Origin of the sequence: Kineococcus esterisolvens (assembly GCF_050871405.1) — a bacterium.
Taxonomy (GTDB): domain Bacteria; phylum Actinomycetota; class Actinomycetes; order Actinomycetales; family Kineococcaceae; genus Kineococcus.
Genome location: NZ_JBJLRI010000100.1, coordinates 1 through 11,297, shown reverse-complemented (window position 1 = coordinate 11,297; position 11,297 = coordinate 1). Strand labels below are relative to the sequence as shown.

General features: G+C 76.6%; 11 protein-coding genes. 7 read left to right on the top strand and 4 right to left on the bottom strand.

All coding sequences use genetic code 11. The annotated features are described in order from the left end of the window. Positions 1-529: anthrone oxygenase family protein (locus tag ACRYR8_RS19760; protein ID WP_432485995.1), on the bottom strand; the 529-nt coding region annotated here is incomplete at its 3' end. A 157-nt stretch (positions 530-686) separates the two neighbouring features. Between ACRYR8_RS19760 and ACRYR8_RS19755 the strand changes: the two genes are divergently transcribed. The 7 genes from ACRYR8_RS19755 to ACRYR8_RS19725 all read left to right on the top strand — a co-directional run bounded on the left by ACRYR8_RS19755 (position 687) and on the right by ACRYR8_RS19725 (position 5,722). Then, a complete protein-coding gene (locus tag ACRYR8_RS19755; RefSeq protein ID WP_432485996.1) occupies positions 687-1,601 on the top strand; it encodes an AraC family transcriptional regulator in 915 nt (304 codons plus the stop codon). Between the two features lie 197 nt (positions 1,602-1,798). Beyond that, a complete protein-coding gene (locus ACRYR8_RS19750; RefSeq protein ID WP_432485997.1) occupies positions 1,799-2,677 on the top strand; it encodes an aminotransferase class I/II-fold pyridoxal phosphate-dependent enzyme in 879 nt (292 codons plus the stop codon). Then, on the top strand, positions 2,614-3,186 hold the full coding sequence (locus ACRYR8_RS19745; protein WP_432485998.1) for an acyl-CoA dehydrogenase family protein: 573 nt from the start codon (positions 2,614-2,616) through the stop codon (positions 3,184-3,186). Before ACRYR8_RS19750 ends, ACRYR8_RS19745 begins: the two co-directional genes overlap by 64 nt. Positions 3,187-3,334: 148 nt before the next feature. Continuing rightward, on the top strand, positions 3,335-4,006 hold the full coding sequence (trpF, locus tag ACRYR8_RS19740; protein ID WP_432485999.1) for a phosphoribosylanthranilate isomerase: 672 nt from the start codon (positions 3,335-3,337) through the stop codon (positions 4,004-4,006). Beyond that, entirely contained in the window at positions 3,946-4,491 is a 546-nt protein-coding gene (locus ACRYR8_RS19735) for a beta/alpha barrel domain-containing protein (RefSeq protein WP_432486000.1), read from the top strand. Before trpF ends, ACRYR8_RS19735 begins: the two co-directional genes overlap by 61 nt. After that, complete coding sequence (locus tag ACRYR8_RS19730) at positions 4,488-4,919, top strand: thioesterase II family protein (protein ID WP_432486001.1); 432 nt, start codon at positions 4,488-4,490, stop codon at positions 4,917-4,919. Before ACRYR8_RS19735 ends, ACRYR8_RS19730 begins: the two co-directional genes overlap by 4 nt. 275 nt (positions 4,920-5,194) lie before the next feature. Further along, positions 5,195-5,722: an AMIN-like domain-containing (lipo)protein gene (locus ACRYR8_RS19725; protein ID WP_432486002.1), complete on the top strand. Its 528-nt coding sequence runs from the start codon at positions 5,195-5,197 to the stop codon at positions 5,720-5,722. A gap of 21 nt (positions 5,723-5,743) precedes the next feature. Here the strand turns inward: ACRYR8_RS19725 and ACRYR8_RS19720 are convergent, their stop codons facing one another. From ACRYR8_RS19720 to ACRYR8_RS19710, 3 genes are all read right to left on the bottom strand, one after another. Next, a complete protein-coding gene (locus ACRYR8_RS19720) occupies positions 5,744-7,570 on the bottom strand; it encodes a putative bifunctional diguanylate cyclase/phosphodiesterase (protein WP_432486003.1) in 1,827 nt (608 codons plus the stop codon). A 127-nt stretch (positions 7,571-7,697) separates the two neighbouring features. Beyond that, positions 7,698-9,308 carry a gluconokinase gene (locus ACRYR8_RS19715; RefSeq protein ID WP_432486004.1) on the bottom strand — a complete coding sequence of 537 codons (1,611 nt, stop codon included), beginning with the start codon at positions 9,306-9,308 and terminating at the stop codon, positions 7,698-7,700. Between the two features lie 125 nt (positions 9,309-9,433). Next, entirely contained in the window at positions 9,434-11,044 is a 1,611-nt protein-coding gene (locus ACRYR8_RS19710; protein ID WP_432486005.1) for a methyl-accepting chemotaxis protein, read from the bottom strand. Between the last annotated feature and the right edge of the window lie 253 nt (positions 11,045-11,297).

The window sequence follows — 11,297 nt, the reverse complement described above, 5'->3', positions numbered from 1 at the left end:
GCGCGACCGCGGCCAGGCCCGCGGTCGCCAGCCCGGAGAGCACCGCACGCACCGAGTTCGCGGAGGTCCACTCGCGCAGGTAGTCCCCCCACACGGCGGCCGAGGCCGCGGCGGTGGGGTCCAGCGCCGCCAGCGCGTCGTTGCGCGGCACGTTGAGCACCACCGTGATCGCGAAACCTGCGAGGTAGGCGCCCGCGGCGCCCGCGGCGCCCCTGGTCGCCACGGACCGCCGGCGCCGCGCCGCGCGCACCAGCAGCGCGCACGAGAGCGCGGCGGCGCCGAAGAAGCAGAGCATGAACGGGGGCTGGACGGCCTGCCGGTTGAACGCCTGCATGGCGCGGATGCCCTCCTCGGCGGGCAGCGCGGCCAGCCGGGGCATCACGGTGAGCGAGAAGTGGGTGTAGACGCCGGCGGTGACGGCCGCACCGGCACCGGCGAGCCCGCACAGCACGCGCGTGGCGGTCGAGGTGCCGGTGGAGCCACCGGTGCGTGCGGAGGGCGCGAGCAGGGACGTGGACGAGGGGTGCATGGTCTGCGCTCCAGGGTGGGAGGTCGAGGTCGAGGGGGAGGGCGCCGGGCCCGCCTCCCATCCCAGCCACCGCCCCGCGTGCGGCGCCATGCGCCCGCGGCGCGCCCGCATGTCCCGGCGGGGCACGCGCAGCGACGCGTGCTCTACCGTCTGTGGCGTGGACTCGTTCGCCGGGTACTTCGACGGCCCGCGCGCCCGCAACGCCTTCATGCTGCGGGTGGTCATGGAACCGCCGTGGTCGATCCGGGTGAGCGACGAGGCGCCCCTGACGGCCGTGGCGCTGCTGTCCGGGTCCGCGTGGGTGCTCGCCGAGTCCGGGGCGGTGCCCATGTCCGCCGGTGACGTGCTGCTGGCCCGCGACACCGAGCCGTACGTGATGGCCAGCACCCCCGACTCGCCGCCGAGCATCGTCATCGGCGCCGACCAGACGTGCTCGGGCACCGACGGGCGGGACCTGTCGCCGGGCTGGCAGTCGGGGGTGCGCACCTGGGGCAACGACCCGCTCGGCCGTGACGCGATGGTGGTCGGCACGTTCCGCAGCCGCGGGGAGGTGGGTCGCATCCTCATGGACGCCCTGCCCCCCAGCGTCGTGGTGCCCGACCCGGACCCGGCGGTCCTGTCGGTGCTGGCGCGCGAGATCGACCGGGACGCCGCCGGCCAGTCCGGCGTCCTGGACCGCCTGCTGGACCTGCTGCTCATCGCCGCCATCCGGCAGTGGTCGGCGACGGGCCCGGACGCCGGGGGCACCCCCTCCTCGCCGGACCCCGTGGTGCGCAGCACCGTGCAGCTCATCCACTCCGAGCCCGGCAACGCGTGGACGGTGGACGCGCTGGCCCGCCGGGTGGGGGTTTCCCGCTCGTCCCTGACGCGCCGGTTCACCCAGCGCGTCGGGACGTCCCCGATGGCGTACCTGACGAACTGGCGCCTGGCACTGGGGGCCGACCTGCTCGAGGACCCGGAACTGACGCTGGCGGCCATCTCGCGCAGGGTCGGGTACAGCTCGCCGTTCAGCTTCAGCGCCGCGTTCAAGAAGCGCTACGGGGTCAGCCCGCAGAACTACCGGTCGCGCTGACCGCCCGGGAACCTCGACCCCCACGGTCGCGGGAGCCTCCCCGGTTTTCCGGTGCCCCGTTCTCCCCGCCTCCTCCGCTCCGCTGCCGCGCAGCGGCTTGCGGTGCGCTTGCACCGGTTCCGGCGGGAAGTGGGCACGCCCCTCCCGGGACCGGCGAACGGCCGGGTGGGCGTCCCGACTCCCCACCGGGGAGAACCATGACCACCCTCGCGAGCCCGGCGGCCTCCGCCGGCCTGCTGGCGGTCAGGGCCGCCGCGGTGCGGGCCGTGGAACGGTTCGGGACCGGATCCCCCGGCGTGCGCGCCCCGGCCGGTTCCGTCCCGCTGCACGAGGAGCTGGAGCGGCCCGTGGCCCGGTACGCCGGGCGCGAGGCGGCCGTGGTGTTCAGCTCCGGCGACGCCGCGAACACCGGCGTGGTGGGCGCGGTGTGCGGGCCGGGCGACGCCGTGTTCGTCGACGAGCTCGACCACGCCAGCATCGTCGACGGCTGCAAGCTCTCCGGCGCCGACGTCGTGCGTTTCCGCCGCAACGATCCCGGCCACCTCGAGGAGCGGCGGCTCGCCACCCGCTGCACCGGCGTGCGGCTCGTCGTCGTCGACAGCGTCTACTCGATGGACGGGGACGTGGCCCCCCCTCGCCGAACTGCGCGAGGTCTGCGACCGCCACGGCGCGCTGCTCACGGTCGACGAGGCCCACGCTCTCGGCACCATCGGCGCCACCGGCGGCGGCACCGAGGAGCACTCCGGCGCCCTCGCCGGTCCGGTGGACCCCCGCCACGGCGGGCTGGGGCTCACCGTCTCGCAGGTGTGCGAGTGGATGGAACTCCTCGGCGAGAGCAACCCCGACGCAGGGCTCAGCTCCTCCGCGGCGACCAGCCTGGCCAGCACCAGCCCCCCTGCAGCGCTTCGGTTCCGGGGAGCTGCGCGAGCGGTACCTGCCGGGCCTGTGCGACGGGTCCCTCGTCGGGGCCCACGCCATCACGGAGGAGGCCAGCGGGTCCGACGCCCTCGCCATGGGGACCCGCGCCGTCCGCGACGGCGACGAGTGGGTGCTCGACGGCGCCAAGTCGTTCGTGACGAACGGCAGCGGCGCCGACCTGGTGGTCGTGTACGCCCGCACGTCGACCGAGCGCACCCCCTTCTCCACCACCGCGTTCCTCGTCCCCACCCGCGCACCCGGTTTCCACGTCCGCCGGCGCGTCGAGACGATGGGCCTGAACTCCTCCCCCGTCGCCGAGCTCGCCCTGGACGGGGTCCGGGTCCCCGCCCCCCACGTCCTCGGCCGCGTCGGGGCGGGGTTCCTCGTGCTCGAGCACGTCGTGGAGCGCGAGGTGCTGTACGCGTTCTCCGTGAACGTGGGCGAGATGCGCCGCAGGTTGCGCCGGTGCGTCGAGCACGCCCGCAACCGCGTCCAGCACGGCAGTCCGATCGGTTCCTACCAGGCGGTCCAGCACCAGCTGGTGGACATGCGGATCGGCGCGGGGAGCGCGAACGGGTGGCTGCGCGACGCCGTCACGGGGACCGTGGACTCCGGCACCAACGAGATCCAGTACAACCGCATCGCCGCGCTCATGGGGCTGCCGTGAGCGCCGCCGGACCGGCTCCGGGCGGGTGGGAGCTGAAGGTGTGCGGGGCGGTGAGCCCCCGTGAGCTGGACGCGCTGGCGGAGGCCGGCGTGACCCTCGCCGGCGTGGGGGGGTTCCCGGCTCCCCGCGCGACCTGGACGCCCAGCGGGTGGCGGCGCTCGCCGCGCACGCCCGGGACACCGGCGGGCCGGGGCTGTGCCTGGTGACGTTCTGCCCCGACCCCGACGCCGTCGCCGGCGTGGTGCGCAGCAGCGGCGTGCGGGACGTGCAGCTGCACGCCTTCCAGCTGCCCGCGGTGGTGCGCAGGCTGCGGCACCCGCTGCCCGCGGGGACGCGGCTGTGGAAGGCCGCGCACGTCGACGCGGGCCGCTGGCTGGAGGAGCCGTCCCTGGGCGCCTACGCGCGCGCCGGCGCCGACGGGTTCGTGCTCGACGCCGTCTCCGGCGGACGGGTCGGCAGCACCGGCACCGCGCTGGAACCGGCCGTGGTGCGCGGGTTCGCCGCGCTCGCGCCGCGGCCGTTCCTGCTCGCCGGCGGCCTGGACGCCCACCCCAGCGCGCAGCAGCTGGCGCTGCGCGAGCTGCCCGGCCTCGCCGGGATCGACCTGGACGGCACGGCCCGCGACGCCGGCGGGCCGATCTGCGCCCGCCGGGTGCGGGCGGTCGCCCGGGCCTGGCCGGGGACCGCCGCCACCACGCCGGCCGCGCGCCCCTGGAGGTGGTGGCGGACTACCTGCGCGCCGGCGCTCCCTGCCTGTCCGTGGTCACCGGCCGCTGGTTCGGCGAGGACCGCGACCTGCTGCGCGACGTGGTGCGGGTGAGCCCCGTGCCCGTGCTGCAGAAGGACTTCTTCACGCGCCGCTCGCAAGTGCGCCGCGCCCGCTCCGACGGTGCCTCGGCGGTCCTGCTCACCGCCCAGCTGCTGCCCGACGAGGGGTTGCGCGTGCTGGTGGAGGCGGCGCTGGAGGAGGGGGTGACTCCGTTCGTGGAGGTCGCGTCCGCGGAGGAGGCCGCCGCGGTCCCGCACGCCGACCGGTGCGTGGTCGCGGTGAACAACAAGGACATCCGCCGGCGCGAACGGGACGCGGCGGACCTCGACCGCAGCGTCCGGCTGCTGCCGGACCTGCTGCGGGCGGGGACGCGGTGCCCGGTCAGCGCCAGCGGCATCACCGATCCGACGGCCGCGGCGCGGCTGCTGGACCACGGGTTCCGCGGCCTGCTGGTGGGCACCGCGGTGGTGGCCGGCGAGCGCCTCGACGCCTGGGCCGACGCCGTGCGCCGGGAACCGGTGGGGGTGCTGCCGTGAGCGGCCGGGTGGTCCTGGCCCTGCCGGCGGCGGGCACCTCCGCGGGCGTCTTCCGGGCCTGGGAGCAGCACCTGGCCGCCGGGACGGAACTGCGGGTGCTGCAACCTCGGCACCTGGCGCACCGGCACGCGGACGCCTCCCCGGGGACGGCGCCGAGCCTGCGGGGAGCCGCGGAGCTCGTCGCCGCGGAACTGCGCCGCAGCATGCTCCGCGACGACCGCGAGCACGTCCTGGTGGGGCACAGCCTGGGCGGCGTGGTCGCGCACGAGGCCGCGCACCTGCTGCAGCGCCGCGGCGAGCGGCTGCCGGGTGCGGTGGCCCTGCTGGGCACGCGACCGCCGCACTCCAGCGGCGCGGACGCGTTCGCGCCGCTGCTGGAGCAGGACGACGAGGGTTTCCTCCGGGGCGTCGAGCGGCTGGGGCGATGAGCGCGGCGCTGAGGGGCAGCCGGTTCCGCGGGGCGTTCGCGCCCGCGCTGCGCACCGACCTCGGGTTGCTGTGCGAGCACCGCCCGGCGCCGACGCTGCTGGTGGCCGATCCGCTGCGGACCGCGCCGGGAAGGCCGCCTGCACGTGGCGGCGACCGGCTGAGCGGCCCTCGACGCCGGAGGGACCGCTCGCCGCGCCGTGCCGCGCCGGCGGCGGGACGATGGGACCGGGCGGTCGGGCGGCACGGTGCCGTCCCCGCCGGGGAGGAGGCCGTGATGAGGCGGTCGGCAGCACTGGCGTCGCTCGTCCTGGGTCCTGCGCTGGTGGGCCTGGCGCCGCCGGCGACGGCCGTGGCGAGCTGCGGGTACGCCTGGGGTTCGCTGCCGGAGAGCGCGCCGTCGGTGCGTCGCGCGGAGGTGGTGGACGTGCGGGCGGGTTCGCACCCGTGCTTCGACCGGCTGGTCGTGGACTTGCGCGGCAGCGGGGACGGGTACTTCGTGCGCTACGTCGACGCGGTGGACCAGGACGGGTCCGGCAGGCCCGTGCCGGTGGCCGGGGGTGCGCGCCTGGAGGTGGTCGTCGTGGAACCCCTCGCCGTGCCCGGGGCGCTGCACCTGGCCGACGGCGACCTGCCGGACGTGAGCGGCCACCGCACCTTCCGGGACCTCGTGTGGGCGAGCTCGTTCGAGGGGCGGACGACGTTCGGGCTGGGCGTGCGGGCCCGCCTGCCGTTCCGGGTGTTCACCCTCGACGGGCCGGCGGGGGGTTCGCGGGTCGTCGTGGACGTCGCGCACCGCTGGTGAGTCGGCCGCGCCCGCGCCGCGTCAGCTCGACGCGACCGGGCCGGGTGCGGTCGGGACCGCGCTGCGGGGCCCGGGCACGTGGGCGTGCAGGTGGTGCAGGCCGCCGGACCACGGCAGCGCGATCTCCTCGGCCGCGACGGGACGGCTGATGAGGTGGCCCTGGACGAAGGTGGGCCGCCCGCGCGCCATCTCCTGCAGCGCCTCCAGCTGCGGCCGGGTCTCGACGCCCTCGGCGGTGACGGCGATGCCGGTGCTGTGGGCCAGTTCCAGCAGCATCACGACCACCGCGGCGTCACGCTCGTCGTCGAGCAGGCCCGCGATGAACCGCCGGTCGATCTTCACGCCGTCCAGGGTGAGGCCGGTCAGGTGGTGCAGGCTCGACGCACCGGCGCCAAGGTCGTCCAGGGTCAGGCGCACTCCCGCGGCACGCAGGGTGCCCAGGGCGCCGCGGACGACGTCCAGCTGGGTGGTGGTGGCGGCCTCGGGCAGCTCCACGCGCAGCACCGCGGGATCCAGCCCGGCCCGCGACAGCGCGTCCAGGACGGCGGGGGCCAGGCGCGGGTGCAGCAGACCCTGCACGGACACGTTCACGTTGACGGCCCGCGGCGCCGCCCGGCCCAGGTTCCGCTGCCAGCGGCTGAACTGCGCGAGCGCCACCTCCAGCACGTGCAGGTCGAGGTTCGCGGCGAACCCGGCGTCGGCGACCGCCCCCAGGAAGGCGCCGGGGGCCAGCAGCCCGCGCCGGGGGTGCTGCCAGCGCACGAGCGCCTCGACGCTGGCCAGCCTGCCCGTGCCCACCTCGACGATGGGCTGGTAGTGCACCAGGAACTCGCCCTCGTCGACGGCCCGCTGCAGTTCGCGCCGGTCCGGGGCGAACTGCTCCCGCGGGGCGGTGGAGCCGACGTCGGTGACGAGCTCCACGCGCCCTCCACCGGCCGCCTTGGCGCGGTACATCGCCAGGTCGGCCTCGCGCAGCAACGTCTCGCCGTCGGCCAGGACGCTGCCGGCCACGGCCACGCCGACGCTGGCTCGCCCGGGAAGGACGATCGAGCTCAGCGAGATGGTGCCGCTGAGGCAGGCGCGGACCCGCTCCCCCAGCTGCCGCGCGGCGGGGCCCACCGGCACACCCGCCGGCAGCTGGACGACGGCGGCGAACTCGTCCCCGCCCAGCCGGGCGACCAGGTCGCCGGGGTGGAAGCAGCCCCGCAGGCGGTCCGCCACCACCTGCAGCACCAGGTCACCGACGCCGTGGCCGTGGCCGTCGTTGAAGGCCTTGAAACCGTCCATGTCGACGTAGACGAGCGCCAGGCGGCGCCGTACGTCCGGAGCGGTGCAGCACTGCTGCAGCCGCTGCAGGAAGTGGTCCCTGTTGGCCAGTCCGGTCAGCGCATCGGTGAGCGCCTTGGTCGCCAGCTCCCCCGACAGCGCGCGGAAGACGTCGGTGACGCTGACCTGGCGCAGCGGCGCACCGGGGTCGGCGACGAGCACTTCGCTGAAGCGCTGGGACGACCCCCGGTCCAGCACCTGCCGCGCCACCTCGGCGACGCCGGTGGCGGCGTGCACGACCAGCGGGGACCAGTCGGTCAGCGCCAAGACCGGCCTGCGCGTGTTCAGGAGCTTGCCGTACCCCAGCCGCCCGGACATCAGGTGCTGGAAGGGGACCCTGGACACCAGCCCCAGCGACCGGCCCGGCCCGTCGCCGTGGACGGCCAGGCACCCGAGGTGCTCATCGGCCCGGAAGAGCTCGTCGACGTCCTGGCAGCTGGTGGTGGAGTCGATCACCGTGACCGGTGAGGCCAAGGCCGCCAGCGTGGACGTCTCGGCACCGCCGATCAGCAGATCACTCATCCAGAGGCTCACCCAGTCCGTATCGGGTCCACCGGACTCGGCTTGATGTCCGCACGGCGTCGTTCACCTGAACAGTTCCCGCCGGTGGCGCACCCGTCGCCGGGCCCGACGGACCGCCCCCGGCCGCTCAGTCCTCGTCGAGCTCGGGCGTGCTCCCCGGTTCCCGCGGGGGGACGGGTTCCCCCTCCCCCGCGGGTTCCGCGGTGAACTCCCGCAGCGCCCGGAACGTCGGCGCCAGGGCGTCGGTGAGCGAGGCGAACACGGGCCGCAGCCGGGCGTGGACGGCCGCGTCGGCGGCGTCGGGTTCCAGGACGTCACCGATGCGGACCTCCCGGCGGGCGGCCTCGACCATGTCGAGGGCGCCCAGGGCGTGGTGCCCGACGAGGGCGGCGCCGAAGCTGGAACCCTCCTGCCCGCCGGCGGCGAACGACAGCGGGCGGCCGAGGACGTCGGCGAGCAGCTGCCGCCACACGGCGCTGCGGGCGAAACCGCCGGTGGCGCGGATCTCGGTGATCTCCGAGCCGGCGTGCTCGACGGAGTCGGCCACGAGGGCGAGCTGCTGGCACACGCCCTCCAGCGCCGCGCGCACGAAGTGCGCCCGCCCGTGCCGGCGCTGCAGGCCGACCAGGACGCCGCTGGTCAGCGCGCTCCACTGCGGTGCCCGCTCGCTGAGCAGGTGCGGCAGCATGAGCAGCCCCTCCGAGCCGGCGGGCACCCCCGCGGCCAGGTCGATGAGGGACTCCTCGGGCGCCTCGCCCAGCTCCCCCGCCACGAACGACAGGTCGGGGGTGAGGGTCTCGGCGAGCCAGCGCAGCACGACGCCGCCGTTGGTGGTGGCGCCGCCGACCACCCACAGGTCGTCGGTCAGGGAGTAGCAGAACGTGCGGCCCGCCTCGTCCACGCGCGGGCTGCGGGCGGCCACGCGCAGCGCCCCCGAGGTGCCGATGGACAGCGCCGCGGTGCCGGGCACGACGGCGCCGACGCCGAGGTTCGCCAGCGGCCCGTCGGCGCCGCCGGCGAACACGGGGGTGCTCCGCGGCAGGCCCAGCTCCTCGGCGGCGGTCGCGGTGAGGGTGCCCGCCAGCGCCGTCACCGCCACCACGGGTGGCAGCTGCACGGGGCTGACGCCGGCGACGCGCAGGGCGTCGGCGGACCAGTCGCCGGTGGCCAGGTCCATCAGCCCGGTGGCGGAGGCGGTGGAGCGGTCGGTCACCCACTGCCCCGTCCAGCGGCGCACCAGCAGGTCCTTGACCTGCACCCAGAGGCGGGCTGCGGCGAACAGCTCCGGTTCGTGCCGCTGCAGGTGCACGAGCTTCACCAGCGGGGACATGGGGTGCACGGGCGTGCCGGTGGCGCGGTGCAGGGCGCGCCCGAGGTCGGTGGGCCGCAGCTCCTCGGCCTCCTCGGTGGCACGGGTGTCGGCCCAGGTGATGACCTGCGTCAGCAGCTCGTCGCGGGCGCCCAGGCCGACCAGGGAGTGCATCGCGGAGCTGAAGGAGATCCCGGCGACGGTGCAGCCGGCGGCGCTCGCGCGGGCGGCTGCGTCGCGGGTGGCGCGCACCGCCGCGCGCAGCACGTCCTCGGCGCCGAGCTCCACGTGCCCGGGGGCGGGTTCGCGCAGGGAGTAGCCGGCGCCGGCGGAGGCGCGCTCGCGGCCGGCGGCGTCGAAGGCGACGACCTTCGTGGACGTGGTGCCCAGGTCGACCCCCAGGACGACGGGAGTGCTGGTCTGGCTCATCGGTCCTCCGGACGGCGGTCCCCGGCCGCCGCGGCGGGAGCCGGGCGGCACCACGCGCACGGGCACGGCGGGCACCATGATGCCCCCCGGCCCGGCACCCGCGAGGGGGCCCCGCGGTGGGCCCGTCAGACGCGGAAGGCGCCCACCGCGTCGCGCAGCCGCGACGACGTCTCCCGCAGCGCCTCCACCGACGCGCGCACCTGCTCCAGGCTGGCCCGGTCGACGGCGCTGGCGGACGCGACGTCGGTGAGGACCCCGGCGATCTCCTGCGTGCCGCCGGCCGCGCCGGCCACCGTGCGCGCCAGCTCACCGGTGGTGGCGGTCTGCTCCTCCACGGCGGCGGAGATCGTCGCCTGGTGGTCGTCGATGCGGGCGATGACCTCGGCGATGCGGCCGATGGTGGTGGCGGCCTCGGAGCTGCCGCGCTCGATGGCGGCGACCTTGCGGGTGATGTCCTCGGTGGCGCCGGCGGTCTGCTGCGCCAGCTCCTTGACCTCCCCGGCGACCACCGCGAAGCCCTTGCCCATCTCCCCGGCCCGCGCGGCCTCGATGGTGGCGTTCAGCGCCAGCAGGTTCGTCTGCTCGGCGATCGCGGTGATGGTGTCGACGACGCTGGCGATGGCGCGGGTGGCCTCGCCCAGCTCGCCGACGGTGACGCGGGTGGCCTCGGCGGCCTCGACGGCTTCGCGGGCCACCGACGCCGACTGCGCCATGCCGGTGGAGATCTCGTTGATGGCGGCGCCCAGCTCCTCCGCGCCGGCGGCGATGGTGGACACGTCGGAGGAGACGGCGTCGGCCGAGCGCGCGGCCCGCTCGGTGTCGCCGGCGGTGCGCTCGTTGGCGGCCGACAGCTCCTGCGCGCGCCCGGCGAGCTCGTCGGCCATCACGGCGACCTCGCGGGCGCTGCCGGCGACGTCCCCGACGGTGCGGCGGGTGGCGGACACGGCCGCCTCCAGCGCCTGGGCCATCTCGCGGAACTCGTCGCGGCCGTCCACGAGGGGGGTGACGGTCAGGTCGCCGTCGGCGACGCGGCGCAGGTCGGCGACGGTCCGGCGCAGCGGGCCGACGAGGCTCCGCGTCAGCGCGGCCAGCAGCAGCACGACGAGCACGACGGCCACGGCGAGGGTGGACAGCACCAGGGTGCGGCTGCGGTCGGCGGCGCGGTCGGCGTCCGCAGCCGCCGCGGAGGCCCGGGCGTCGACCACCTCGGCCAGCTGCGCGGTGACGGTCAGCATCTCGCCGTAGGCGGCGTAGCCGGCGCCGAGGATCTCCGCCTCGGCGGCCGTGACGTCCCCCGCCTCGTAGAGGGCGACGGCGCGGTCGTCGGAGGCGAAGTAGTCGTCCCACAGGGAGGCGACCCGGTCGGTGAGCTCACGCTCGGCGTCGGTCATGAGGGAGGTCGGCGCGGCGGCGAGGGCCTCCTGCAGACCCGCCTTGCTCGCCAGGAACCCGGCGCGGTTGCCGGAGGTGGGGTCGATGGCCTCGGGCAGGCCCAGGCGGCGGGCGTCCCAGGCGTAGGCGACCTGCCAGCCGCTGACGTCGGCGTCCCAGAAGCGCTGCTCCTCGATGAAGCGGACCAGCTCGGTGACGTCGCGCTGCTGCTTGACGGAGCGGGACTGCTCGGCGATGCCCGCCAGGGCGGCGGCACCGGTGGCGAGCAGCAGCGCCAGCACGAGGCCGAACGCCAGGGCGAGGCGCGTACCGACGCGCACGCGGCGCAGCTGGGACGACAGCATGGGGGTCCTTCCGTGACCGGCCCGGGCGGGCCCTCGTCCCCCTCCATCGACACGTGCGCGGGGTTCCTGAAGCGGCCCGGCAGCGCTGCGGCGGGCGGTGTCGGGGCCGGCGGGCAGGATGGCGGCGTGGACCTGGAGGGCGCCCTGCACCGCGGCGGGGGGGGGGCCGGCGCCCCCCCGGGGGGGGTGGGGGTGGCGGGGGGGGGGGGGGGTGTGGCCGCGGCGGGCGCGGCGCTGCCCCAGCAGGGCGCCC